Consider the following 26,475-nt stretch of genomic DNA (forward strand, 5'->3'; position numbering starts at 1 on the left):
CGGTCTCGCCCCCCACCGACACCCCCGCCCGTCGCCCCGCGGCGACGGGCGGGGTGACCACGCACCACCCATGCCGCCCGCGCCCGCGGGCGGCACGTCCCATGTGAGACCGTTCAGGAGAAAGGCCCCGTGACCTTAGCCCCAACCCGGCGCCGGACCGCCGGGTATCTCGCCCTCGCGCTGGCTGTACCGGCGTTGACCGTCCTCGCGCCCACCGCGCCCTTGGCGTCGGCCGCAGTATCGGAATCGGCCGCAGTATCGGAATCGGCCGCAGTATCGGAGTCGGCCGCCGTATCGAAGGCGGCCGCTGTATGGGAAGCGACCACCGCGCCTGAGTCGGCCACCGCGCCCGAGCCGCCCGCCGACGCGGTGCTCGCGCGTGAACCGGCCCGCCCCGCCCCCTCCCGCGAGCAGTTCTATCTGCTGCTCCCCGACCGTTTCGCCAACGGCACCCCGGCCAACGACCGGGGCGGCCTGCCCGGCGACCGGTCGCGCACCGGGTTCGACCCCACCGACAAGTACTACTTCCAGGGCGGCGACCTGAAGGGGGTGATCGACAGGCTCGACTACATCAAGGGCCTCGGCACGACCGCCCTGTGGATGGCGCCGGTGTTCAAGAACAAGCCCGTGCACACAGTGGGCCGCCACCAGTCGGCCAACTACCACGGATACGCGATCACCGACTTCACCCAGGTCGACCCGCACTTCGGCACCGACACCGACCTGAGAGAACTGGTCGACCAGGCCCACGCCAAGGGCATGAAGGTGTTCTTCGACGTCATCACCAACCACACCGCCGACACCGTCGACTACGCCGAGAAGCAGTACGGCTACCGCTCCAAGGGCGCCTATCCGTACCTCGACACCGAGGGCCGTCCCTTCGACGACAGCAAGGGGATGCGCGAGGTCGACGCCGACAGCTTCCCCTACACCCCGCAGCCGCGCACCGGCGAGCACGACCGCATGGTCCCCGACTGGCTCAACGACCCGACCATGTACCACAACCGCGGCGACTCCACCTTCGCCGGCGAGAGCGCCCTGTATGGCGACTTCCTAGGCAACGACGACCTGTGGACCGAGCGCCCCGAAGTGGTCGAGGGCATGGCCCGGATCTACGAGAAGTGGGTCGACGACTTCGGTGTGGACGGCTTCCGCGTCGACACCGCCAAGAACGTCAACATGGAGTTCTGGACCGAGTGGGCCACCGCGCTGGACGCCTACGCGGCCCGGCAGGGACAGCCCGACTTCTTCGTCTTCGGCGAGGCATTCTCGGCCGACCCCGTGGTGATGGCCCCCTATCTGGTCCAGGGCCGCCTCGACGGCACCCTCGACTTCCCGCTCCAGGCCGCCTTCCGCAACTACGCCTCCCGAGGCGCCCCGGCCACCGACCTCTCCCACGTCCTCGCCCAGGACTACCGGTACACCACCGACAAGGCCGACGCCTACGGTGAGGTGACCTTCCTCGGCAGCCACGACATGGGCCGCATCGGCAGCTTCATCGCGCAGGACAACCCGGGCGCGAGCGACGCGGAACTGCTGAAGCGCGACCGTTTCGCGCACGAGTTGCTGTTCCTGTCCCGGGGCAACCCGGTGATCTACGCGGGCGACGAACAGGGCTTCACCGGCCCCAGTGGCGACGTCGACAGCCGCCAGACGATGTTCGCCTCGCAGGTCCCGGACTATCTGGACGACGATCAGATCGGCACGGACCGCACCCACGCCTCGGACGCCTACGACACTGGGCATCCGCTGTACCGGTCGATCGCCTCTCTGTCGCGGCTGACCAAGGCGCACCCGGCCCTGCGCGACGGTGTCCAGACCGAGCGTTACGCCGACCCCGGGCAGGGCGTGTACGCGTTCTCGCGCACCGATGCCCGGCAGCGCGTGGAGTACCTGGTGGCGGTCAACAACGCCGCTGAATCCAGGACGGTGGAGCTGGAGACCGGTTCGGCGCGGACCAAGTTCAAGTCGCTGTACGGCAGTTCGGCGAGCGTCCGCAGCGACGCCGCCCGCAAGGTTCGAGTCACAGTCCCGGCACTCTCGACGGTCGTACTGAAGGCCGACCGGCGCCTCCCCTCCCCGGCCGCCACGCCCACGGTCACACTCAAGGCCCCCGCACCGGGCGCCACCGGCGACGTCGAGATCGACGCACAGGTGTCGGAAGGCCCTCTGAACCGCGTGGTGTTCGCCGCACAGGTCGGCAACACCCCCTGGCAGGTCCTGGGTTCTGCCGACCACGCTCCCTACCGCGTCACCCAGCACCTCGCGGACACCGTTCAGGCCGGAACGCCCCTGCGCTACAAGGCGGTTGTCGTCGACAGCCGAGGCCGCACGGGCAGCGCCCTCGCCGTCACCACCGCCGGACAGGTCCCCCTCCCCGAGAAGCCCACGGTGAAGCGGTCCTACGGGGTCGTCCACTATCAGCGCGCCGACGGCGACTACGAGGGGCTCCGGCTGAGGACGACGACGGGAACGACGGCCTCCTTCGACGGACGGGACGCCTACGGCGCCTTCGCCTGGATTCCGTCGGTCGGCGGCCCGGTCCGTTTCACCGTGGAGAAGGACGGCGTCGCGGACGGACCGGAACGCTCGGTCGACTTCGCGGTGGCCGGCGAGGTGTGGACCAGCGAGGGCACCGACACGGTCCGGACCGACCGGCCCCAGCAGGCGCGGCCTCCGCAGGACACCACCAAGGCGGTGCTGCACTACCACCGGCCCGACGGCGACTACGACGGCTGGGGCCTGCACACATGGACCGGCTCGGCGAACCCGCCGGAGTGGAACGACCCCATCAGGCCGGTGCGCCGGGACTCCTTCGGCCTCGTCTTCGAGGTGCCGCTCAAGGAAGGCGCCGCCTCGCTCAGCTACGTCCTGCACAAGAAGGAGGAGAAGGACATCCCCGTCGACGAGGCCCTCGACTTCTCCCTGTACGGACACGAGGTGTGGCGTGTCGCTGGTGACCCCGTCTACCTGGCCCCGTCCCTCAGCGGCGCCTTCGGCCTGGACCTCGACGCCTCGGCGGCCACCTGGCTCGGCGACGACACCGTCGTATGGCCGGGGGAGGGCACCGGTGTCGCGAGCCAGCAGCTCGTGTACGCGCCCGAGGGCGGCCTTGAGCTCGTGCGGGGCGCGCTGCGCGACGAGGGCCGGTGGCTGCGGCTCGTGCCCGCGGAGCTGACGCGCGCGCAGAAGGAGGCGTATCCGCAGTTCGCGGACGCTTCCGTGTTCCGGGTGGACCCGCGCGACCGCGACCGGGTCCCCGAGGCGCTCAGGAGCGAGCTGATCGCCACACAGCGGGCCGACAGCGGTGCCCTCCTGGGCGCGACCGGCGTCCGCACCCCAGAGAACTGACCGGAAGGACCGAGTGGTGACTGCTTCACCCCGACATCTGACAGACCCCGACGACACTTCGACGCGGGCGCACCGGACCCGCCGAAGAGCCCTGCCCACGGCCGTGGTGGCCGTCGCCGCCGCGCTGCTCGCCGGTTCCGTGCACGCCGCCCAGCCCGCGACGGCGCGCCCCCGGCCGCAGGACCCGCCGTCGGACGCCCGCCTGGCCGCCGAGCCCGCCCGGCACGACCTCACCCGGGAGCAGGCCTACTTCCTGCTGCCCGACCGGTTCGCCAACGGCACCCCGGCCAACGACCGGGGTGGCCTGTCCGGCGACCGCACCGAGACCGGCTACGACCCGACCGACAAGGGCTTCTACCAGGGCGGCGACCTGAAGGGGGTGATCGACAGGCTCGACTACATCAAGGGCCTCGGCACCACGGCCATCTGGCTGGCGCCCATCTTCAAGAACAAGCCCGTGCAGGGTGGCGGCGAGTCCGCCGGCTACCACGGCTACTGGATCACCGACTTCACCCAGGTCGACCCGCACTTCGGCACCAACGCCGACCTGGAGAGGCTCATCGACCAGGCCCACGCCAAGGGCATGAAGGTGTTCTTCGACGTCATCACCAACCACACCGCCGACACCGTCACCTACGCCGAGAAGACGTTCGGCTACCGCCCCAAGGGCGCCTACCCCTACCTCGACACCGAGGGCCGCCCCTTCGACGACAGCAAGGAGACGCGCGAGGTCGACGCGGACAGCTTCCCGTACACGCCCGTGGTCACCGAGGGCGAGGAGACGACGAAGGTCCCGGCCTGGCTCAACGACCCGACCATGTACCACAACCGGGGCGACTCCACCTTCGCGGGGGAGAGCGGCCTGTACGGCGACCACACCGGCCTCGACGACCTGTGGACCGAACGGCCCGAGGTCGTCCGGGGCATGGAGCGCATCTACCAGAAGTGGATCAGGGACTTCGACGTCGACGGCTTCCGTGTGGACACCGTCCGCAACGTCGACATGAACTTCTGGACCCAGTGGGCCACGGCGATCGACGCCTACGCCGCGAAGAAGGGCCGCGAGGACTTCTTCGTCTTCGGTGAGACGCTGTCCTCCGACCCGGCCGTCATCGCGCCCTACGTGACCCAGGGCCGCCTCGACGCCACCCTCGACTTCCCGCTGCAGAACACCGTCCGGGGCTACGCCTCCCAGGACAGGCCCGCTACCACGCTGTCGGCCCTGTTCGCGCAGGACTACCGGTACACCACCGACAAGGCCAACGCCTACAACGAGGTCACCTTCCTCGGCAACCACGACATGGGCCGCATCGGCAGTTTCATCGCGCAGGACAACCCGGGCGCGAGCGACGCGGAACTGCTGAAGCGCGACCGTTTCGCCCACGAGTTGCTGTTCCTGTCCCGGGGCAACCCGGTGATCTACGCGGGCGACGAACAGGGCTTCACCGGTCCGGGCGGGGACAAGGGCGCACGCCAGACGTTGTTCGCGTCCAAGGTTCCCGACTATCTGGACGACGACCAGATCGGCACGGACCGCACCCACGCCTCGGACGCCTACGACACTGGGCATCCGCTGTACCGGTCGATCGCCTCTCTGTCGCGGCTGACCAAGGCGCACCCGGCCCTGCGTAACGGCGTCCAGACCGAGCGTTACGCCGACCCGGGTCAGGGTGTGTACGCGTTCTCGCGCACCGATGCCCGTCAGCGCGTGGAGTACCTGGTGGCGGTCAACAACGCCGCTGAATCCAGGACGGTGGAGCTGGAGACCGGTTCGGCGCGGACCAAGTTCAAGCCGCTGTACGGCAGTTCGGCGAGCGTCCGCAGCGACGCCGCCCGCAAGGTTCGAGTCACGGTCCCGGCCCTCTCGACGGTCGTGCTGAAGGCGGACCGGCGCCTCCCCGCCCCGGCTGCCACGCCCACGGTCACGCTCAAGGCCCCCGCACCGGGCGCCACCGGCGACGTGGAGATCTCGGCCGAGGTGCCCGGAGACGGCCTGAACCGTGTGGTGTTCGCCGCACAGGTCGGCAACGGCCCCTGGCAGGTGCTCGGTTCGGCCGACCACGCTCCCTACCGCGTCACCCAGCACCTCGCGGACACCGTGCAGGCCGGAACGCCCCTGCGCTACAAGGCGGTTGTCGTCGACAGCCGAGGCCGTACGCGCAGCGACCTCGCCGTCACGACCGCCGGACAGCCGCCGAAGCCGGCCCGGCCGCGTGCCGTGGAGCGCGACTACGCGGTGGTGCACTACCGCCGGCCCGACGGCGACTACGACGGCTGGCAGCTGACGGCCGGGACGGCGACGACGGACTTCACCGGGCGGGACGCCTATGGTGCCTTCGCCTGGGTCGACCTCGACGAGGACGCCGCCGACGTGACGTACACCGTGCGGAAGAACGGCGTGGCCGACGGCCCGGCCCGCACCATCGAGCTGGCCAGGACCGGCGCCGTCTGGATCGAGCAGGGCCAGGACGGCCAGGCGGAGACCGCGCCCGAGGGCACCTATCCGCCCCAGGACGCCCGCAAGGCTGTCATCCACTACCACCGCTCCGACGGCGCCTACGACGGCTGGGGCCTGCACGCCTGGACCGGCGCCGCCGCACCCACCGACTGGACCAAGCCGCTGCTGCCGGTCGGCCGGGACTCCTACGGCGTCACGTTCGAGGTGCCCCTCGCGGAGAACGCGACCTCGCTCAGCTACATCGTGCACAAGGGCGACGAGAAGGACCTCGCGAGCGACCGGTCCCTGGACTTCGCCACGTACGGCAAGGAGGTCTGGCTCGTCGGCGGGGCGGACAGCTATCTGCTGCCCACGGTCGGCAGCGCCCCTGATCTCGATCTGTCCAGGTCCGAGGCGCACTGGATCGGCGCGGACACCCTGGTGTGGGACGTGAAGGCCACCGCGGCGACGACGCAGCAGCTGGTCTACCCCGACCGGGGCACGCTCAGCATCGTGGACGGAGCCCTCTCCGACGAGGGCCGGTGGCTGCGGCTGACGCCGGCGGAACTCACGGCCGCCCAGAAGGCCGCCCACCCTGACCTCGCCGGTCTGCCGGCCTTCACCGTCGACCCGCGCGACCGCGACCGGATCGCCGAGGCGCAGCGCGGCCAGCTCGTCGCGACACAGCGCGTCGGCAACGGCGCCCTGCTCGCGGCCACCGGGGTGGACGTGCGCGGCTGAGGCCTGACGCCTGCCGAGGGTGCGGGAACGGCCTTCGGTCGTTCCCGCATCTTCCCGGGGAACGGCCTTCCGGTCGCTCCCGCACCCTCCCATGACCTGGCCTTTCGCCCCGCGCGCGGCCGCAACCCGCCTTACATGGCCCCTGCACCGCTGAAACTTTCCTTTCACCCGCCTTGACAGCAGCCTCGGCTCACCCGGAACATCTGTCCCGTGAACCTGTCAGACAGCCAGACAGGTGGAGCCATCCCGCGGCGCGTCAGCGCCATGGAAGCGGTGCTGGCCCATCTGCGCGGTGCCATCGAGCGCGGTGAGTACGCCATAGGGGACAAGCTCCCCTCCGAGGCGGAGCTGTGCCGCACCCTCGAGGTCTCCCGGCCGGTCCTTCGCGAGGCGCTGCGCGCCCTGCAGACCATGGGCCTGACCAGGTCCCGGACCGGCAGCGGCACCTTCGTCGTGGCGAACGCCGTGGAGGACCCCACCTTCGGCGACTACGCGGCCAGCGACCTGCTGGAGGTACGCCGCCATGTGGAGATCCCGGTCGCCGGGTACGCGGCCGTGCGCCGCACCCCGGAGAATCTCGACCACCTCGCGCACCTGATGGAGCGCATGGAGCGGGAGACCGACACCACCGCGTGGGTCGCGATGGACACCCTGTTCCACCTGGCCGTCGCCGAGGCCGCGCAGAACCCGGTCTTCCGCCGGGTCATCGAGGAGATCCGCGACGCACTGGCGCGTCAGTCGGCGTTCCTCAACGAGCTCGGCGGACGCCGCGAGCAGTCCAACCGCGAGCACCGCGCCATCGTCGAGGCGCTGGTCGACGGTTCCGAGCACGACGCGATCGAGGCCATGAGCCATCACCTGGACCGCGTCGAGACCACCCTCACCGACATCGTGCGCTCCCCTCGCACGAGCAGCCCCACGGAAGGCGGACCCGAGGCGTGAGCGAGCAGTCCCTGCACAACGACGTGCAGATGCAGAAACGTTCCCGCGGGCGTGACGAGCTTGCCGGAACCAGTGGACATCACGGGCATGTGGACGCCGGAGACGCTGGCTACAGCAAGTCCCTGAAGCACCGGCACGTCAACATGATCGCCATCGGCGGCGCCATAGGCACCGGCCTCTTCCTGGGTGCCGGCGGACGCCTCGCCGACGCGGGACCCTCCCTCTTCATCGCCTACGCCGTCTGCGGCGTCTTCGCCTTCCTCGTCGTCCGCGCGCTCGGCGAGCTCGTCCTGTACCGCCCGTCCTCCGGCGCCTTCGTGTCGTACGCCCGTGAGTTCCTCGGCGAGAAGGGCGCGTACACCGCGGGCTGGATGTACTTCCTCAACTGGGCCACCACCGGGATCGCCGACATCACCGCGGTCGCGACGTACACGCACTACTGGGGCATGTTCTCCGACATCCCTCAATGGTTGATCGCATTGATCGCCCTCGCGATCGTGTTGACCGTCAACTTGATCTCGGTCAAGATCTTCGGCGAGCTCGAGTTCTGGTTCGCGATCGTCAAGGTCGGCGCGCTCGTCGTCTTCATGTGCATCGGCATCTTCCTGCTGGTCACCCAGCACCCCGTCGACGGCACCACCCCCGGCCCGTCCCTGATCACCGACAACGGCGGCATCTTCCCCAACGGCCTGCTGCCCATGCTGCTGATCGTCCAGGGCGTCGTCTTCGCCTACGCCTCCGTCGAGCTGGTCGGCGTCGCCGCCGGTGAGACCGAGAACCCCGAGAAGATCATGCCCAAGGCGATCAACTCGATCATGTGGCGCGTCGGCCTGTTCTACGTCGGCTCGGTCGTCCTGCTGTCGATGCTGCTGCCCTGGTCGTCGTACCGGGCGGAGGAGAGCCCCTTCGTCACCGTGCTCTCCAACGTCGGCATCCCCGCGGCCGGCGGCGTCATGAACCTCGTCGTCCTGACCGCGGCCATGTCCTCGCTCAACTCCGGCCTTTACTCCACCGGCCGCATCCTGCGCTCCATGGCCGTCCACGGCTCCGCCCCCGGGTTCACCGGCGTCATGAGCCGCAGCCAGGTCCCCTACGGCGGCATCCTGCTCACCAGCGGCATCTGCGTCCTCGGCGTCGGCCTCAACTTCGTCGTGCCCGAGGACGCCTTCGAGATCGTGCTCAACTTCGCCGCCCTCGGCATCCTCGCCACCTGGGGCATGATCATGGTCTGCCACCTCCTCTTCTGGCGGAAGACCGAGAAGGGTGAGCTGACCCGCCCCGGCTACCGGCTGCCGGCCTCCCCCTGGACCGAACTCGTGACGCTGGCCTTCCTCGCCTCCGTCCTGGTCCTCATGTACGCCGACGGCGGCGCGGGACGCACCACCGTGCTGTGCCTGCCGCTGATCGTCGCCGCGCTGGTCGCCGGGTGGTACGCCATCCGCGGCCGCCTGAAGCGCACCTCCACCGGGGCCGACGCGTGACCCGCGCACCGGCCGACGCCCACCCACCAGTGATCCAGGCAGTGATGTACAGCAACGCCCTCGCGGACGCACCCGCGATCCGTGAACCCCTGCACGCCCCCGTCGCCCACCTCGTCCGCGGCGGCGTCGTCGAGGGCATCCACCACGGCTCCGTCGTCGTCCTCGGCGCCGACGGCCGGGTCGAGTTCCAGCTCGGCGACATCGAGGCCGCGTTCTACCCGCGCTCGGCCCTCAAGCCCGTCCAGGCCGTCGCCATGGTCCGCGCCGGGCTGCCGCTGGAGGGCGAGCTGCTGTCCCTCGCCGCGGCCAGTCACTCCGGCGAGGAACGGCACATCGCCGGGGCCCTGCGCATCCTGGACATGGCCGGGCTGAGCGAGGGCGACCTGCGCAACACCCCCGACATGCCGTTCGGGTCCGAGGTCCGCGACAGCTGGATCCGCGACGGCCGCGGGCCCTCGCGGCTCGCCCAGAACTGCTCCGGCAAGCACGCGGCGATGCTCTACACCTGCCGCCTGAACGGCTGGTCCCTGGAGGACTACCTCGATCCCGGGCACCCCCTCCAGAAGGCCGTCGCCGAGATCGTCGAGGACCTCACCGGGCAGCGGATCGCCCGGGTCACCGTGGACGGCTGCGGGGCGCCCCTGTTCTCCGTCTCCCTGCACGGGCTCGCCCGCGCCGCGGCTCGCATCGTCACCGCCGCGCCCGGTACGCCCGAGGCGCGGGTCGCCGACGCGATGCGTTCTCACGCGGAGATGGCGTCCGGGGCCGGGCGGGACGTGGCCGCGCTGATGGCCGCCGTGCCGGGGCTGCTCGCCAAGGACGGGTTCGAGGGGGTTCAGGTCGCGGCGCTGCCCGACGGGCGGGCCGTCGCCGTGAAGATCGCCGACGGGGCGAACCGGGCGCGGATTCCTGTGGCCGCGGCGGCGTTGGCCCGGGCGGGCGTCGACCCCTCGCTGCTCACCGCGTTCGCGGGGGAGCCGTTGCTGGGCGGGGGCGTGCCGGTGGGTTCTGTGCGGCCGGTGCGGGCGCTCGACCCTGTTGCTGTGACGCCCTGATCGCGGTTCGAGGGGGGACTGCCGGTCGTCGTCGGTCTGCCGGCCGTCTGCGGCTTGTCGCGCAGTTCCCCGCGCCCTTGAGGCGCATCCCCCAAGCTTCCTTGAGAAAGTAGAAGACCTTTCATGACCTCCGTCGCCACCCGTAGCGAGCACGATCTCCTCGGGGACCGGGACGTTCCCGCCGAGGCCTACTGGGGCGTGCACACGCTGCGCGCCACCGAGAACTTTCCGATCACCGGGACGTCGATCTCCGCGTACCCGCATCTGATCGACGCCCTGGCCGCCGTCAAGGAGGCCGCCGCTCTCGCCAACGAGGAGCTCGGGCTGCTGGCTCCCGAGAAGGCGCGGGCGATCGTCGCCGCCTGCCAGGAGATCCGGGCCGGCAAGCTGCACGACCAGTTCGTCGTCGACGTCATCCAGGGCGGTGCCGGCACCTCGACGAACATGAACGCCAACGAGGTGATCGCCAACCGGGCGCTGGAGCTGCTCGGACACGCCAAGGGCGAGTACCAGTACCTGCACCCCAACGAGGACGTCAACCTCGGGCAGTCGACGAACGACGTCTACCCGACCGCCGTCAAGGTAGCGACCGTGTTCGCGGTGCGCGGGTTGCTCAAGGCGATGGCTGTACTGCAGGACTCGTTCGCCCGCAAGGCCGTCGAGTTCCGCAATGTGCTCAAGATGGGCCGTACACAGTTGCAGGACGCGGTGCCGATGACGCTCGGTCAAGAGTTCTCGGCCTATGCCGTCATGATTGACGAGGATCGCAACCGTCTTGACGAGGCCGTCGAGTTGATCCATGAGATCAACCTGGGCGCCACGGCCATCGGCACGGGCCTCAACGCCCCCGCCGGATACGCCGAGGCCGCCCGCCGCCACCTCTCCGCCATCACCGGCCTGCCGCTGGTCACCGCCGCGAACCTGGTCGAGGCCACCCAGGACTGCGGCGCGTTCGTGCAGATGTCCGGCGTGCTGAAGCGGATCGCGGTCAAGCTGTCGAAGAGCTGCAACGACCTGCGGCTGCTGTCCTCCGGCCCGCGCGCCGGCCTCGGCGAGATCAACCTGCCGCCCGTGCAGGCCGGTTCGTCTATCATGCCCGGCAAGGTCAACCCGGTCATCCCCGAGGTCGTCAACCAGGTCGCCTTCGAGGTGATCGGCAACGACGTGGCCATCACCATGGCGGCCGAGGCCGGTCAGCTCCAGCTGAACGCCTTCGAGCCGATCATCCTGCACTCCCTCTCCGAGAGCATCACCCACCTGCAGAGGGCCTGCGTGACCCTCGCCGAGCGCTGCGTGGACGGCATCACCGCCAACACCGAGGCACTGCGCGCGAGCGTGGAGAACTCCATCGGCCTGGTCACCGCCCTCAACCCGCACATCGGCTACACGGCCGCCACCGACATCGCCAAGGAGGCCCTCGTCACCGGCCGCGGCGTCGCCGAACTCGTGCTGGAGAAGGGCCTGCTGCCCGCCGACAGGCTGGCCGCGCTGCTGCGGCCCGAGGTCGTCGCAGGCAACGGCTCGCCCCTCGCCTGAGCCGCGGATGCGCGCCAGGACCGGCCCGGAGGCACAATGGTGATCATGCCCGTCGCGTCATCGTCCCTGTCCTTCCAGCCGGTCCTGGAGCGCATCGCCGAGGAGATCGAGCACACCCCCGGCCGGGGCCGCCCCGCCGACTACATCCCGGCGCTCGCCGCCTGCGACCCGCGCCGCTTCGGCATGGCCGTCGCGGAGGTGGACGGCACGGTGTACGGCGTCGGCGACTGGCGCGAGCCGTTCTCCACACAGTCCATCACCAAGGTCTTCACCCTCGCCCTCGACCTGGCCCGCGAGGGCGACGAGCTGTGGGAGCACGTGGGCCGCGAGCCGTCCGGCAACCCGTTCAACTCCCTGGTCCAGCTGGAGTACGAGAACGGCATCCCGCGCAACCCGTTCATCAACGCGGGCGCGCTCGTCGTCACCGACCGGCTGCACACCCGTACCGGCGACGCGGCCGGCGAACTGCGCGCCTTCCTGCGCGCCGAGAGCGGCAACACGGACCTCGACTTCGACCACGAGGTCGCCGCCTCCGAGTCCGCGCACGGCGACCGCAACGCCGCCCTCGCCCATTTCATGGCGTCGTACGGCAACATCGACAACCCCGTCCCGGAGCTGCTGGACCAGTACTTCCGCCAGTGCTCCCTGCGCGCCTCCTGCGCCGACCTCGCCCTGGCCACCGCCTTCCTCGCCCGCCACGGCATCCGCGCCGACGGCACCCGCCTGCTCACCCGCAGCCAGGCCAAGCAGGTCAACGCCGTCATGCTCACCTGCGGCACCTACGACGCCGCGGGCGACTTCGCCTACCGGGTGGGCCTGCCCGGCAAGAGCGGAGTGGGCGGCGGCATCATCGCGGTGGTGCCGGGCCGCTGCACCATCTGTGTGTGGAGCCCGGGGCTCGACGAGAGAGGCAACTCGGTGGCGGGGGTGGCGGCCCTGGACAGATTCACGACCCTGACCGGCCTGTCGATCTTCTGAACGCGGCCGGTCCAGCGACCGGTCCCAGCGACCGGTCCCAGCGACCGGTCCCACCGGCTGATCGCCACCGGGGTGCGCGACTATCCCGACAGCCGCCCCACACACCCGTCACGAACAGGCGACCCCCGCGAGAACCCCCCGTCGCCTTCCGGCCACCGAGGATCGACACGCTGCCGAGGTGCCGGCCCTCACCCACCCAGGACACCCCCTCCACCCAGGACACCTCCGCCACTGCCAGGTCATCGGCCTGACCGGCAGCGCCACCGTCGCGGTGGGCGGCGAGAGGGCCGGTGCCCTGCCCGTGCGGGACCTGCCCGCCTCGGCCGGTGCGGCGCTCGGCCTGGTCGTCGTGTACTTCGGCGTCGTCCTGCTGATCGCGGCCTGGGCCCTGCTGGGCCGCCTGATCCGAGGCCCCCGGCCACCCTCCCCGCGCGCTCTGCTGCTGGTCCTGGCTCTCTGGACGGCACCCCTGCTGCTCGCCCCGCCGCTGTTCAGCCGGGACGTCTACAGCTACCTCGCGCAGGGCGCCATGGTCGACGCGCACATGGACGTCTACGCCCACGGCCCGGCCCACCTCGGCGGCCCCCTCGCCGACGAGGTCGCCCCGGTGTGGCGGCACACCGCGGCGCCGTACGGCCCGGTGTTCCTCGCCACCGCCGCCGCGCTGTCCGGGCTCACCCGAGGGGAACTGCCCGCCGGGCTGATCGGCATGCGCCTTCTCGCCCTGCTCGGCGTGGCGCTGATGGCCGTCGCGCTGCCCCGCCTCGCCCGGCACAGCGGAGCCGACCCGGCCGCCGCGCTGTGGCTGGGCGCCCTCAACCCGCTGGTGCTGCTGCACCTGGTGGCTGGCGCGCACAACGACGCGATGATGCTCGGCCTGCTCGGCGTCGGCCTGGTCGCGGCGTCCGGCCGCAGGCCCGCCCTCGGGGCGGTGCTGGTCACCCTTGCCGCCCTGGTCAAGGCGCCCGCGCTGCTCGGGCTCGCCGCGATCGTCGTGCTCCAGCTCCGCGCGGGCCGCCGTACCGCCCAGGCGGTGCTGACGACCGCCGCCGCGGCCACGGGCACCACGGTCGCGGCCACCGCTCTCGCCGGCACCGGCTACGGCTGGATCGGCGCCCTCGACACGCCGGTCTCGCCGCACAACTGGGCTCTCACCAGCCTCCTCGGCCGCGCCACCCGGTCCCTGCTGGAACGTCTCGGCAGCGACCTCGCCCCGCTGGCCGTGCCGGCCTGGCACGCGGCGGGCTTCGCGTTCACCGCCGTGGCGCTGCTCGCCATATGGGTGCGGCTGCGGCCCCGCCCGGTGTACGCGCTGGGCCTGAGCCTCGCCGCCGTTGCGGCCTTCGGCCCGGCGAACCGCCCCGGTACGCGCTGTGGGGTCTGTTCCTGATCGCGGCCGCCGCGCCCAGCACCTCCGTACGGCACCGTGTGGCGGCTGTGACCGGGGTCCTCGCGCTGTCCGTGCTGCCCAGCGGCGGCCCGGCCGACCTCGGCCGGCTCGTCCTGGCCGTCTCCGGCGGCACCCTGGCGGTCGTCGTCCTGTGGCAGGCCCACCAGGCCACGCGGGCCCCCGCCCTGGAGCGCGCCGCGTGACCCCACGGCTCACAGGCCCCCGACGCCTCCTCCTCCTCCTCCTCCTCCTCGTCCTCGCGCTCGCCGCCGCCGTCACCGTCTTCACCGCGACGGTGCCGCTCCTGCGCGACTGGTTCGACCTGCGCGTCTACCACGGAGCCCTGCACAACTGGCTGCGGGAGGGCGGCCGTCTGTACGACTACAGGGTGCCGGGCACGCCGTACGGCTTCACCTATCCGCCGTTCGCGGCGCTCGCCATGCTGCCCCTGGCCTGGCTTCCGTTCGGCGCGGCGGTCGTGATCGCGCTGCTGCTCGATCTGGCGGCCCTCGCGGTGGTGCTGCGGCTGCTGACGGGCCGGGCCTGGCGGCGCCACGGCTGGTACGGGTGTGCGCTCGCCGCGTGCGTCCTGGCGCTGTTCGAACCGCTGCGGGACACCGTCAGCTTCGGGCAGGTCAATCTGCTGCTGCTCGCCCTCGTCCTGGTCGACGGGTGGCTGCTCGCCACCGGCCGTGACCGGTGGGCGGGCGTGGGGATCGGGCTCGCGGCGGCGATCAAGCTGACCCCGGCCCTCTTCGCCGGCCTGCTGCTCCTCGCCGGACGGCGCCGCGCGGCGGGCGTGGCGACGGCGGTCGCCGCGGGCGCCACGGCCCTGGCGGCCGCCGCCGCACCGGACGCCTCACGGTTCTACTGGACGCAGGCGCTGTGGGACACCAGCCGGGTCGGCCGCCTCGACTATGTCTCCAACCAGTCGCTCCAGGGCATCCTGGCCCGTCTCGGCGAGACCGACCGGGCCGTGTGGGCGGCGGCAGTCGTGGTCGTCCTCGCCGTCTGGGGCGTGCGGGCCCGCCGGGCGGCACTGGAGGGGGGACTGGCGGGCCGCGTTCGCCCTGACCGCACTGGCGGCCTGTCTGGTCAGCCCGGTCACCTGGGTGCACCACCTCGTCTGGCTGCTCCCGGCGTTCGCCGTGCTGGCCGGGGCCGGCCGGGCCCGGGTCGCGGCCGGCCTGTACGCGGTGCTGTGCACCAGCGTGGTGTGGCTCTGGACCGACGACGCGTCCGGCGTCGAAGGCTTCCTCGGCGCCAACGCCTACGCCTGGATCGGGCTCGGCCTGCTGCTGTGGCTGCCGGCCGGTCAGCCGCGTGCCGCCGAGCGGCGGTTCAGCAGCCGGATCACCCACGCCGTCAGGGCCGCGCCGAGGACGGCGGCGCCCGTGATCGCCGGCCAGGCCGGAGTCCCGCCGCCGGACCTGGCGGGAGCGACCGCCGCCGCCACCGCCGCGGGCCTGGCCCGCGGGCCGGGCAGGGGCCGTGGCTTCAACGCGTCCAGCGAGCCGACCGGTTCGACGTGCCCGGCCGCCTCGAACCCCCAGTCGAGCAGTGAGCGCGCCTCCTCGTAGACGGTGAAGCCACCGCCCGACTGCGGGTTCATCACGGTGACGACCAGGGTGCGCCCGCCCCGGCGGGCGGCGGCCACGAGCGTGTGACCGGCGTTGGTGGTGTACCCGTTCTTCACCCCGATCAGCCCGGGATAGCGGTCCACTCCGTCGGCGCCGGTCAGCAGCCGGTTGGTGTTCTGGATGTCGTACGACCATCCGCCGCCCCGGCCCGGGAACTTCGCCTCGGCCGTGCCGCAGTACCGGGCGAAGTCGGCGTTGCGCAACCCCGCCCGGCCGAACACCGCGAGGTCGTAGGCGGACGACACCTGGCCCGGTGTGTCGTATCCGTCGGGCGAGAGCACCCGGGTGTCGCGGGCGCCCAGGGCGCGGGCCTTGTCCTGCATACGGGCGGCGGTGCTGCGCCAGCCACCGCCCAGCGAGGCCAGCACCCGCACCGCGTCGTTGCCGGAGCTGAGGAACACCCCGCGCCACAGGTCGGCGATCCGGTAGGTGTGGTCCTCGGCCACGCCGACCAGGCTGCTGCCGGCCCCGATGCCCGCCAGCTCCTCCTCCCGGACCCGGTGCCGCAGGCCCGCCGGCAGGGCGGGCAGCACGGTGAGGGCGAACAGCGTCTTCAGGGTGCTGGCGGGCGGCAGCCTGCGGTGGGCGTCGTGCGCGGCCAGCACCGCGCCGCTGCCGGCGTCGGCCACCACCCAGGACAGGGCGGAGACGTCCGGCACCTCCGGTGCCCCGGACCTCGGCCGCACCTGTGTGCCCGAGCGGTACAGCAGGGACGCCCGGGGCGCGGAGGACCGGGGCCCGCTCGGAGCGCCGGGGTCCGTCCCGGCCGGGACGGCCGCCGCGACGGGTCCGAGCACGAGCACGCCCGTGACGCACAACGCGCAGGCCGACACAGCCGACCGGGAGCTGAAAGAGGATGATCCGATCTTCATACAAGAAACCTAGGAACGCGCCCCCGTCACACCGCGCTGCCCTCGCCGTGCGACGCACGCGAGCACCCGGATGCCCTAAGGGCTGCTCCCGGTCGACGGGGTCTAGTCGGTGGGCAGCGTCGGCAGGACGCGGCGCAGGAACGTCGCGTTGTCGGGGGTCGCCCGCAGGCGCTCCAGGAGGGTCTCCAGGTGCGTGTGGCCGTCGCGGGTGGTGACGGCCCGGCGCAGGGCGCGCACGGCGGCCGTCTCGGCCGGGCCGAACAGGAGTTCCTCGCGGCGGGTGCCGGAGCGCTGGATGTCGACGGCGGGGAAGACCCGGCGGGAGGCGGGCTCACGGTCCAGGCGCAGCTCCATGTTGCCGGTGCTCTTCAGCTCCTCGAAGAAGAACTCGTCGGCGCGCGACCCGGTCTCCACCAGAGCCGTGGCGAGGATGGTCAGCGAACCGCCCTCCTCCGCCAGGCGCGCCGCGCCGAAGAACCGCTTGGGCCCCTGCAGCGCGGCCGCGTCGACACCGCCGCTGAGGGTGCGGCCCCCGGAGGCGGCCGCGTTGTTGTGCGCCCGGCACAGCCGGGTCAGGGAGTCGAGCAGGATCACGACGTCCTCGCCCGCCTCCACCAGCCGCTTGGCGCGCTCCACGACCAGCTCGGCCAGCGCGATGTGCTGCCGGGGCGTGCGGTCGAAGGTCGAGGCGTACACCTCGCCGCGCACCGAGCGCCGCATGTCGGTGACTTCCTCGGGGCGTTCGTCGAGCAGCACGACCATCAGCCGGCACTCGGGATGGTTACCGGCGACGGCGGCCGCGATCTGCTGGAGCAGGACGGTCTTGCCGGTCTTGGGCGGCGCCACGAGCAGCCCGCGCTGCCCCTTGCCGACGGGCGCGAGCAGGTCGAGGACCCGGCCGGACAGTCCGGAGGCCGGGTGTTCCAGGCGCAGCCGCTCACGCGGGTGCAGCGGGGTGAGGTCGCCGAAGCGCGCCCGCCCGCTCAGTTCCTCGGGTGGACTGCCGTTGACCAGCCCGACCTCGGCGAGGGCCTGCCGGTCGCCGAGGAGACCCTCGACGACGTCGCCCTTGCGCAGGCCGTGACGCCGGATCAGGGCCGCCGGGACCTGCGGGTCGGCGGGTGTGGCGAGGCAGTCCAGGGGCCGCAGATGGCCCTTCCCGTTGCCGTCGACGTCCAGGACGCCTACGCAGAGCCGGGCCGGGGACTGCCGGACAGGGGGGTGTTCGATGGTGGTGGTCATGAGAGGCGGTCCTTTCGCGGACGGCGGCATGAGGCATGCGTGGGGAAGGGGAGAAGCGCTCGCCCGGAGGCGGCTAAGGAACGACACCTGGCGCACGACAGGAAAAGCCCTGGTCACGAGGTGTGCTGGGAAACCGGATGCCGGTCCGTGCGGACGGGCTGGTCGGTGTACCGAGAAGAAACTGGCACCCGCGCCCCGGACGGGGCGTACACAAGTGCTGTCTGCACCGTACCATGCGCTCAGCCGAAAAGGAGTTCGCCGGTGACTGTCCCGCCCGTCACACCCCATCGCCTCGACCCCGCCGGCGGCTGCCCGCACGCGGACAACGCCCGGCTCCTCGCACACGGCGCCCTCGCGACGGTCGAACTGCCCGGCGGGATCGAGGGCGTGGCCGTCCTCGGGCACGAGGCGCTGAAGGAGTTCCTCGCCCACCCCGAAGTCGCCAAGGACGCACGGCACTTCACCGCCCTCACCGAGGGCCGCATACCCGAGGGCTGGCCGCTCGCCACCTTCGCCACCGTACGCGGCATGACCACCGCCGACGGCGACGACCACCGCCGGCTGCGCTCCCTGGTCAGCCGCGCGTTCACCGCCCGGCGCGTGACGGAACTGCGGCCCCGCGTGGAGGAGTTGACTGAAGGCCTGCTCGACGACCTGGCGGGCGCGGCCGCCGAGGGCGGGGGAGTGGCCGATCTGCGCCGTCACTTCGCGCTGCCGCTGCCGATGGGCGTGATCAGCGAACTCCTCGGCGTCGCGCCGGAGTTCCGCGACCGGCTGCACCGGCTGTCCAGCCAGGTCGTCGCCACCGACATCGCCCCCGAACAGGCCGTCGCCGCCAACCGTGAGCTCGTCGCCGTCCTCGCCGCGATCGCCGCGGCCAAGGACCGGTCGCCCGGCGACGATCTGACCAGCGCCCTGATCGCCGCCCGAGAGGAGGACGGCGACCGGCTCTCGCAGGACGAGCTGATCGGCACCCTGGTGCTGATGATCATCGCCGGGCACGAGACCACCCTGAACCTGATCACCAACGCCGTACGCGCCCTGTGCGGCCACCGGGACCAGCTCGAGCTGGTCCGCGAGGGTGGCGCGGACTGGGCCGACGTGGTGGAGGAGACCCTGCGCTGGGACGCCCCCGTCAGCTACTTCCCGTTCCGCTACCCGGTCCGTGATCTCGCCGTCGGGGGTACCGTCGTCCCGCGCGGCACGCCCGTCCTCGCGGGCTACTCCGCGGCAGGCCGGGACGCCTCCGTGCACGGCCCGGACGCCGACCGCTTCGACGTCACCCGGCCCCGCCCGCCCCGACGCCGTACGGCATCTCTCCCTCGGGCACGGCGCTCACTACTGCCTGGGCGCCCCGCTGGCCCGGCTGGAGGCGGGCGTGGCGCTGGAGCGGCTGTTCACCCGCTTCCCCGACCTGGACCTCGCGGTCCCGGAGGGCGACCTCACCCGCCACTCCAGCTTCGTGGGCAACAGCGTGCGGGCCCTCCCGGTGCGGCTGGAGTGATCGGTCTACGCTGACGGGGATGTTCAGTCCCGAAGGCCCCACCTTCCGCGAACTCGCCGTGCAGGCCCTGTCGTCCGTCGAGCGCGGCTACGACCTGCTCGCGCCGAAGTTCGACCACACCCCCTTTCGTACACCGGACTCGGTGCTGCGGTCGGTCGCGACCGCGCTTCGCCGCGACGGCGGGTACGACGACGGGCTCGATCTGTGCTGCGGCACGGGTGCCGGGACGGGCGCGCTGGCCGGCGTGTGCCGGCGCAGTGTCACCGGGGTCGACTTCAGCGCCGGGATGCTCGACGTGGCCCGGCGCCGGGTGCGGGCGGCCGGGCCACGCCTTGCCTGGGTGCGGGCCGACGCGCGGGCCCTGCCGTTCGGGCGCGCCTTCGACCTGGTGGTGAGCTTCGGCGCGTTCGGGCACTTCCTGCCCCGTGAGCTGCCCGGACTGTTCGACGAGGTGCACGCCGTGCTGCGGCCCGGCGGATGCTTCGCCTTCCCGGTCGTCGCGCCGCCCCGCCCCGGCACACGCGCGTACTGGATGCTGCTGGGCTTCGACGCCGTGATGCGGGTGCGCAACGCGCTGTGGCGGCCTCCGTTCGTGATGTACTACCGCACCTTCCGGCTCGGGGATGTCACCCGCGAGCTCGAACGGGCCGGTTTCCGCGTCGAGTTGACCGACCTGCTCGAGTTCGGGCGGCGCCACGACGGCAGCCCCCGCGTCCGGCTGGTGCTGGCCCGGCGCGAACCGGACGGCGCGCCCCGGGTCAGCCCGCCGCCGGGACCGTGAACTCGTAGACCAGCGCGTCCTGTTGGGCGTCCACCACCAGGTCGGTGATCTCCAGCGGCCGCGCGTACTGGTCGTGCACCAGCCGGGTCACCCGGACCGACGGCGTGTCCGGGAGCGGGGTGATGCTGTCGCGGTGGTGCAGGGTCAGTCCGGCCCGGCGCATCCAGTCGTAGGTGCGCCGCAGTTGGGCGGCGCAGGTGCCGTCCGCGCGGTAGCGGTAGCGGGCCAGCTCCTCGACCTCGGCGAGCGCCACGGCCGAGAAGGAGGTCACCGCGGTGCGCCGGCCGTGTCCGCCGCTCCCCGCGGACTCGTAGCGGTGGACCAGGGTCGGCCGGTGCGGGGCGAGACCGAGGGCCTCGGCGTGCGCCGGCGGCGGCGCCTCCCAGGTGACGGTGGCCCGGTCGACGGCGCCCGGCCCGCCGGGGTCGCGGGAGCCGACCGGGAAGGCCAGCGCGGAGGGCGGCTCGACCGGCGCGGCGGGCAGGGTGGCGTGGCTGCCGCGCCGGTCGGTGGCGACGTGGCCGTCGCGGCGCAGCAGCTCCAGCGCCTGCCGTACGGTCTCCCGGCTGACGCCGAAGTGCTCGGCCAACTGCCGTTCGCCCGGCAGTCGTTCGCCGGGCGGGACCGTGCCGTCGCGCAGCTCGCCGAGCAGCTCCGCCGCGATGCGCTGGTAGAGCGGTTCCCCTGCGGGAAGGGGGTCGTGCGGGGTGGTGCGGGCCATGCCGCGCCTCCTGTGGTGACGTACCGTAGCCGTGCGGGCTCATTGTGCCACCAGATCTAGCATTGGTCTAAACCACCAGGGAAGGGCGTGCCGCCGGTTCGGCCGAAACCGTATGGTCGCGCTCTCAGGCGTACGACCGCAGCCAGCGCAGCTTGGCCGCCTCGTGGAAGGGTCCGCCGCCCTCGTGGTCGTTGAAGTCGTAGACCTCGATGGCCTTGTCGTCCGCGCCCCAGGCGTTGAACGCCGCGAACACCGTCGACGGCGGGCACGTCTGGTCCTCCAGCGCCACCGAGAACAGCGCCGGCGCCCGGCCGCGCGCGGCGAAGTGCACCCCGTCGAAGTAGGACAGCGTGCGCAGCGCGTCCTCGGTGCGGCCACGGTGCGTCTTCAGGTACAGGCCGATCTCACGGTAGGGGTGACGGTCCGTCAGCGTCGTCGCGCGCGGGAAGTCGCACAGGAACGGCACGTCCGGCGCCACCGCCACGAGGTCGGGCACCAGACCGCCGACCGCGAGGGTGATGCCGCCGCCCTGGCTGGCGCCGAGTGCCACGGTCCGCGAGGCGTCCGTCAGCGGGTGCGAACGGGCCGCCTCCACCGCGCGCACGGCATCGGTGAACACCCGCCGGTAGTAGTAGTTCTCGGGGGCGTCGAGGCCCCGGGTCATGAAGCCCGGGTACTGGGGCGCCCCGCCCACCGGGTCGGCCGTGCCACCGCCGCCGCCCCAGGCGCTGCCCTGGCCACGGGTGTCCATCACGAAGTGCGCCCGGCCGCTGGCCGCCCACAGCAGGTTCTCGTGGGGCAGCCCGCGCCCGCCGCCGTAGCCGACGAACTCCACGACCAGCGGCAGCGGTTCGTCGGCCGCCGCGGGCAGCCGCAGCCAGCCCTTCACCGGGTGGCCGCCGAACCCGGCGAACGTCACGTCGTACACCCTGACCGCCGACAGGCCGGTGTCGACCGGCTCGAACGTCGCGTCCAGGTCGAACTCACGCGTCTCCTGAAGGGTCTTGGCCCAGAACGCGTCGAAGTCCTCGGGTGCCACGGAGGTGCTCCGGTACTCGTGGAGCTCGTCGAGAGGAAGGTCGAACAAGGCCATGCGGGACCGCCCTAGCTAGGAGTCGATGATCGATCACACCGTACGTGGGAGCGTGCACAGCCGCCAGAGCCTGTCCGACGGGCGGGCGTTGGACGCCGCCGCCCCGCGGGTCACGCCCGGCGCCGGGTCCACTGCGGCTCGGTGCGCGCCCAGTCCCGCTCCCACTCGGCCAGCCGGTGCCGCTCCGCCGTGCGGCGTACGACGGAATGGCCGAGCAGCACCACGGAGGCCGCGCCCGCCGTGCCGCAGATGCCGAGCGCGAGGGAGTGCTGCCACACCACGGAGTCGTCCGGCGGCGGCGGTACGGCCCGGCCGCGGGAGTCCAGCCACAGATCGACCACGTCGCCACGGCGGGCCTCGGCCGGGATCGCGGCCCGGCCGGAGTGCGCCGAGCCGTCCTCGTCGGTCCAGCGCACCATGACCCGCTGGGTGACCGGACGGCCGCCCTGCACCGACGGCGCCGCCGCCCGGGCCTCGCCCACGACCTCGGCCCGTACGGTGTGCCGGTCCGCCCGCAGCGCGTCCGCGTGGGCGCTCGCGTCGCTGTACGCCCACCAGGCCGCCGCGCAGCCCGCCAGGGGAGAGCCGATCAGCAGCAGCACGGCGACGGCCAGCACGGTCCAGGCCTCGACGACGTCCGAACGGCGGCGCAGTTCGTTCGGCCGCCATCGCCAGTCGCACCGCCCGCTTCGCATGCCGACCTCCTCGCCGGGGACGCGGAGTGCCCTCACCCTTCGCGTACCCCGAACGGGCCGCGTCGTTCACCACGAGCGGGGAACGACGCGGGAGGTCGGCCGGAAACGGCCGGTCGGACCGGCCGCGGCTCAGCCGAAGCGTTCGATGCGGATGCGGTCCACCGGCTGACCGGCCGCGACCAGCAGCCGCGAGGCGTGCTCGGCGAAGGAGTTCGAGCCGCAGACGTACGCCTCCCAGCCGCCGGCGGGCGCATCGGCCAGGAACCCGGCCAGATGGTCACCGGTCAGCCGCCCCACCGGCACGCCCTCGGGGGCGCGGCGGGTGAACACGGGCAGGGTCTCCGCGCCGTACTCACGCGCGTAGATCAGGTCCTCGGGGCTGCGCGCCGACACCACGAGCCGCAGCGGCACGTCGAGCGCCTGCGCCCGGTGGTGGCGGAGCATCGACATCAGCGGTACGACACCCGAGCCGGCGCCGATCAGCAGCGCGGGCCGGTCACCGGGCCAGGCGAAGAACCCGCTGTGCGGGCCGCGCACCTCGACGGTGTCGCCGGGACGGGCCTCGGTGTGGAACCAGCCCGAGACCTCGCCGCCCACGACGTGGTCGAGGGTCAGCTCGACATGGCCGCTGTCGTCCGGCGCGGAGGCGAGGGAGTAGTGGCGCTGGGCGGTGTAGCCGTCCGGCGCGGTCAGCCGCAGTTGCAGATGCTGGCCGGGCACATGGCCGGCCCAGGCGGGCACCGCGAAACGGAAGGTCGCCACGCGCGGCGTCTCGCGGCGGATCTCGGTGAGCGTGGCGGTCTGCCAGGCGGTCGCCACGTCCGAGGGCACGGAGATCCGGCCGGGGATCGCGAACCTGGTCAGGGGTGCGAAGGTCGTGTCAGTCACCGGAGAACCTCTGCTCCTCCCAGGGGTTGCCGCGCTGGTGGTAGCCGTTCTGCTCCCAGAAGCCCGGCTCGTCGTGGTCGAGCAGGCGCAGGCCCGCGATCCACTTGGCGCTCTTCCAGAAGTACAGGTGCGGCACCAGCAGCCGGGCCGGCCCGCCGTGCTCCGGCGCCAGCGGCTGTCCGCCGAACTCCCAGGCGATCCACGCCTTGCCGCCGGTCACGTCCGCGAGCGGGAGGTTGGTGGTGTAGCCGGTGTGCGCGTACGCCACCACATGGGTCGCGGAGGGCAGCGGTCCGGCCGCCTCCAGGAAGGCGTCGAGCGACACCCCGCCGAAGCGCACACCGAACTTGGACCAGCTGGTCACGCAGTGGATGTCGCCCTCGTAGACCGAGCCGGGCAGCGCGTGCGCCGCGTCCCAGTCCCAGGTCAGCGGCCGCTCCACCAGGCCGTCGATCCGGAAGGTCCAGTCCGCGGGCGCGAGGTCGGGGGTGACCTCGGCGGACAGGACGGGCCAGTCGTCGCCCGCGTCGTACTGGCCGGGCGGCAGCCCGGGGTTGTCGACGCGTGGCCGCCCGGAGAAGCCTCGGGTGACGTTCATGGAGGTGGTGCCTGCCTACAGGAGACGCGTGCGGATTGCTTACACATTCAACCGTACGGGGTGAGCGGGGCCGTCCCCGCCCTCGGCCATTAAGGCCGTATGAACTCTCCTGAACTGCGGGAACAGTGATCCCCGGACGCGAGATCGTAGTGACCATGACCGCACACGTCCTGGACAACCCGGCCCTCGCCTCCCTCACCGGCCCGCACGCCCGCTTCGCCGAACGGCGCGGCCGTGTCCTGCGCTACCCGCGGGACGTCTCGCCCTGGCTGGCCCTGCCCGACGACCCCGACGCCCAGGACTGGGCGGACCTGGCGGCGCTCGCGGGCCCCGGGGCGGAGGTGCCGCTGTCGGGCTTCGCCGGACAGGTGCCGCCCGACTGGGAGATCACCTTCGAGGCGGAGGGCGTCCAGCTGGTCGACGACGGCCTGGCCGCCGCGCCCGACCCGGAGGCGGTGCCGCTGGGCCCGGCCGACGTCCCGGAGATGCTGGAACTGGTCGAGCGCACCCGGCCGGGCCCCTTCCTGCCCCGCACCGTGGAGATGGGCACCTACCTGGGCATCCGCCGCGAGGGCACGCTGATCGCCATGGCCGGCGAGCGCCTGCACCCGCCGGGCTGGACCGAGATCAGCGCCGTCTGCACCGACCCGGCCGCCCGCGGCGAGGGCCTCGCCAGCCGCCTGGTCCTCGCCGTCGCCCACGGCATCCGTGCCCGCGGCGAGACGCCCTTCCTGCACGCCAGCGCCCGCAACACCGACGCCATCCGCCTGTACGAGTCCCTCGGATTCCGCCTGCGCCGCCGTACGGCGTTCCTGGTGGCTCTCGCCCCGGCAGAGCGGGCGGTGGGGGTGGCGTAGGCGCGGCGTGGTCAGTCGTCCTGCGGAGGCGGCCACGCGTTGTAGCGGACCAGGAAGTCCGCGAACCGCTCCAGGTCGTCCTCGGGCCACTGCGCGAGGCGCTCGCGGAACGCGGCCCGGCGGCTCTCCGTGACGCGGTCCAGGATCGTGCGGCCGGCGTCGGTGAGGTGGAGGAGCTGGACGCGGTGGTCGTCCGGGTCGACGCGGCGCTCGATGAGGGCGGCGCGCTCCAGGGCGGCGACCTGGCGGCTGACCGTGGACTTGTCCAGGGCGTAGTGCGCGGCGAGGTCGGTGGCACGGCAGCCGCCGACCTCCTCCAGGTGGCCGAGGAGGGTGTACGCGACCAGGGACAGCTCCGGGTGCATGCGCCCGGCCGCCGCCCGGGCGCGCCGGGCGAAGCGGGTCATCTCGCGCTGGATCGTCTCCACGGCGGTCGTCCGGGCTGTCACCGGGTGTCTCCCTCGTCTCATCTGCCCCGCGCCGGCCCCACCGCGCGGATGTAGTTGTATAGTACAACTTGAAGTAGGAGTTGTATAAGCCAACTATTTGGAGGTCGCCCGCATGAGGTCGCCGGCGCTGCGTCATGTGCTCACGCACCTGATCACCCCGCTCCTGATGTGCATCGGCATGGGGCTCGCCTACATGGGGGCCTTCGTGACCCCCGAGCCGCACCATCTGCCCGTGGCCGTCGTCGGCTCGGGCGCCGAGGCCAAGACGTTCGCGCAGACCGTGAAGGACCGCGCGGGCGACAAGCTCGACGTACGGACCGTCCCGGACCGCGCCACGGCGGTCGGCCTGCTGAAGTCCCGCGACCTCACCGGCGCCTACCTGCCGGATGCGAAGTCGCCCGAGCTGATAGTCGCCACCGCCTCCTCCGACATGGGCGCCCTCGCCGTCGAGAAGGTCTTCACGCCCGTCGCCGCCGGGCAGGGCCTCCCGCTGAAGGTCACCGACGTGGCCACACCCGTCGACGACGACCCCAGCGGCCAGGGCCTGTTCTTCCTGATGATCGCCGTCAGCATCGGCTCGTACGCCTCCGTCGCCGTGCTCGGCGCGGCGGGCGGCGCCCTGCCGATGCGCGTCCGGGCCCTGCTCACCGTCGGCGTCTGCGCCGTCGTCAGCGGCATCGGCGCCCTGCTCGCCGGCCCCGTCTTCCACCTCGCCCACCACGACCTGGCCGGCGTGTGGGCCATGGCCTGGCTCTACTCGGCGGGCATCCTCTTCATCGGTGTCGGCCTGCACACCTTCCTCAAGCGCTGGACGACCCTCGCGATGATGGTCCTGTTCGTGATGCTCAACTTCACCAGCTCCGGCGGGTTGTTCCGGCCCGAGCTGCAGAACGGCTTCTTCGGCGGCCTGCACGCCTTCTGGAACGGCGCCGGGTTCGTCGAAGGCCTGCGCGGCCTGCTGTACTTCGGCAACGAGGGCCTCGCCCGCAGCGTCTGGACCCTGGTCGCCTGGCTGGCCGCGGGCCTGGCGCTGACCGCCGTCGCCGCCCGCCACGAGCGCTCCACGCAGACCGCGGCAGTGGAGCCGACGGCCGCGCAGCACACCGTGGAGGACGTCGAGGAGGAGGTCGAGGAGGCCGTGGGCGTGTGATCGACAGGGTGTAGGGTGAACCCGGCCGTGGGCGTTCCCGGCCGGGTGAGACCGAGGAGGTGAGACCCATTACC

General features: G+C 72.4%; 16 protein-coding genes and 5 pseudogenes. 13 read left to right on the plus strand and 8 right to left on the minus strand.

Features of this window, described 5'->3' with window-relative positions:
• Positions 1 to 222 precede the first annotated feature (222 nt).
• The 9 genes and pseudogenes from RKD23_RS33995 to RKD23_RS34035 all read left to right on the plus strand — a co-directional run.
• Positions 223 to 3,339, plus strand: a pseudogene (locus RKD23_RS33995) (alpha-amylase family glycosyl hydrolase); the annotation flags it as partial.
• A gap of 103 nt (positions 3,340 to 3,442) precedes the next feature.
• Positions 3,443 to 6,526, plus strand: a pseudogene (locus tag RKD23_RS34000) (alpha-amylase family glycosyl hydrolase); the annotation flags it as partial.
• A gap of 267 nt (positions 6,527 to 6,793) precedes the next feature.
• The gene (locus tag RKD23_RS34005; protein ID WP_404040081.1) at positions 6,794 to 7,471 is read left to right on the plus strand and encodes a FadR/GntR family transcriptional regulator; all 678 of its coding nucleotides are present in this window, start codon (positions 6,794 to 6,796) and stop codon (positions 7,469 to 7,471) included.
• The gene (locus RKD23_RS34010; protein ID WP_424857192.1) at positions 7,468 to 8,952 is read left to right on the plus strand and encodes an amino acid permease; all 1,485 of its coding nucleotides are present in this window, start codon (positions 7,468 to 7,470) and stop codon (positions 8,950 to 8,952) included. Before RKD23_RS34005 ends, RKD23_RS34010 begins: the two co-directional genes overlap by 4 nt.
• Before the next feature lie 44 nt (positions 8,953 to 8,996).
• Complete coding sequence (locus RKD23_RS34015) at positions 8,997 to 10,007, plus strand: asparaginase (protein ID WP_424857193.1); 1,011 nt, start codon at positions 8,997 to 8,999, stop codon at positions 10,005 to 10,007.
• A gap of 123 nt (positions 10,008 to 10,130) precedes the next feature.
• A complete protein-coding gene (gene aspA, locus RKD23_RS34020; RefSeq protein ID WP_424857194.1) occupies positions 10,131 to 11,543 on the plus strand; it encodes an aspartate ammonia-lyase in 1,413 nt (470 codons plus the stop codon).
• Between the two features lie 36 nt (positions 11,544 to 11,579).
• Positions 11,580 to 12,521 (plus strand): glutaminase, encoded by a 942-nt coding sequence (locus RKD23_RS34025; RefSeq protein ID WP_424857195.1) that lies wholly within the window; start codon positions 11,580 to 11,582, stop codon positions 12,519 to 12,521.
• A gap of 178 nt (positions 12,522 to 12,699) precedes the next feature.
• Positions 12,700 to 14,114: pseudogene (gene mptB / locus RKD23_RS34030) on the plus strand (polyprenol phosphomannose-dependent alpha 1,6 mannosyltransferase MptB).
• Between the two features lie 236 nt (positions 14,115 to 14,350).
• A pseudogene (locus RKD23_RS34035) lies at positions 14,351 to 14,890 on the plus strand (glycosyltransferase family 87 protein); the annotation flags it as partial.
• A 336-nt stretch (positions 14,891 to 15,226) separates the two neighbouring features.
• Here RKD23_RS34035 and RKD23_RS34040 read toward each other — a convergent pair.
• Both RKD23_RS34040 and rho read right to left on the minus strand, forming a co-directional pair.
• The gene (locus tag RKD23_RS34040) at positions 15,227 to 16,423 is read right to left on the minus strand and encodes a D-alanyl-D-alanine carboxypeptidase family protein (protein ID WP_424857196.1); all 1,197 of its coding nucleotides are present in this window, start codon (positions 16,421 to 16,423) and stop codon (positions 15,227 to 15,229) included.
• A gap of 102 nt (positions 16,424 to 16,525) precedes the next feature.
• Complete coding sequence (gene rho / locus RKD23_RS34045; protein ID WP_424857197.1) at positions 16,526 to 17,665, minus strand: transcription termination factor Rho; 1,140 nt, start codon at positions 17,663 to 17,665, stop codon at positions 16,526 to 16,528.
• 261 nt (positions 17,666 to 17,926) lie between these two features.
• Here rho and RKD23_RS34050 point away from each other — a divergent pair.
• Positions 17,927 to 19,169 (plus strand): annotated as a pseudogene (locus RKD23_RS34050) (cytochrome P450 family protein).
• Positions 19,170 to 19,188: 19 nt separating this feature from the next.
• Complete coding sequence (locus RKD23_RS34055) at positions 19,189 to 19,950, plus strand: class I SAM-dependent methyltransferase (protein WP_424857198.1); 762 nt, start codon at positions 19,189 to 19,191, stop codon at positions 19,948 to 19,950.
• Here RKD23_RS34055 and RKD23_RS34060 read toward each other — a convergent pair.
• From RKD23_RS34060 to RKD23_RS34080, 5 genes are all read right to left on the minus strand, one after another.
• Entirely contained in the window at positions 19,928 to 20,671 is a 744-nt protein-coding gene (locus RKD23_RS34060) for a GntR family transcriptional regulator (RefSeq protein WP_424857199.1), read from the minus strand. The two genes, RKD23_RS34055 and RKD23_RS34060, sit on opposite strands and share 23 nt — an antisense overlap.
• A gap of 124 nt (positions 20,672 to 20,795) precedes the next feature.
• The gene (locus tag RKD23_RS34065) at positions 20,796 to 21,764 is read right to left on the minus strand and encodes an acetylxylan esterase (RefSeq protein WP_424857200.1); all 969 of its coding nucleotides are present in this window, start codon (positions 21,762 to 21,764) and stop codon (positions 20,796 to 20,798) included.
• A 110-nt stretch (positions 21,765 to 21,874) separates the two neighbouring features.
• Positions 21,875 to 22,459 (minus strand): Rv1733c family protein, encoded by a 585-nt coding sequence (locus RKD23_RS34070; protein WP_424857201.1) that lies wholly within the window; start codon positions 22,457 to 22,459, stop codon positions 21,875 to 21,877.
• 129 nt (positions 22,460 to 22,588) lie between these two features.
• A complete protein-coding gene (locus tag RKD23_RS34075; protein WP_424857202.1) occupies positions 22,589 to 23,347 on the minus strand; it encodes a ferredoxin reductase in 759 nt (252 codons plus the stop codon).
• Positions 23,340 to 23,945, minus strand: coding sequence for a sulfite oxidase-like oxidoreductase (locus RKD23_RS34080; protein ID WP_424857203.1), 606 nt, complete (start codon positions 23,943 to 23,945; stop codon positions 23,340 to 23,342). The genes RKD23_RS34075 and RKD23_RS34080 overlap by 8 nt, the downstream gene beginning before the upstream one ends.
• Positions 23,946 to 24,100: 155 nt before the next feature.
• Here RKD23_RS34080 and RKD23_RS34085 point away from each other — a divergent pair, with 155 nt between their 5' ends.
• On the plus strand, positions 24,101 to 24,802 hold the full coding sequence (locus RKD23_RS34085) for a GNAT family N-acetyltransferase (RefSeq protein WP_424857204.1): 702 nt from the start codon (positions 24,101 to 24,103) through the stop codon (positions 24,800 to 24,802).
• 11 nt (positions 24,803 to 24,813) lie between these two features.
• Here the strand turns inward: RKD23_RS34085 and RKD23_RS34090 are convergent, their stop codons facing one another.
• Positions 24,814 to 25,209, minus strand: coding sequence for a MarR family winged helix-turn-helix transcriptional regulator (locus tag RKD23_RS34090; RefSeq protein WP_424858396.1), 396 nt, complete (start codon positions 25,207 to 25,209; stop codon positions 24,814 to 24,816).
• 154 nt (positions 25,210 to 25,363) lie between these two features.
• Between RKD23_RS34090 and RKD23_RS34095 the strand changes: the two genes are divergently transcribed.
• Positions 25,364 to 26,401 (plus strand): hypothetical protein, encoded by a 1,038-nt coding sequence (locus tag RKD23_RS34095; RefSeq protein ID WP_424857205.1) that lies wholly within the window; start codon positions 25,364 to 25,366, stop codon positions 26,399 to 26,401.
• The last annotated feature ends 74 nt before the right edge of the window (positions 26,402 to 26,475 follow it).

It is taken from the genome of Streptomyces sp. SAI-170 (assembly GCF_049739565.1).
Taxonomy (GTDB): domain Bacteria; phylum Actinomycetota; class Actinomycetes; order Streptomycetales; family Streptomycetaceae; genus Streptomyces.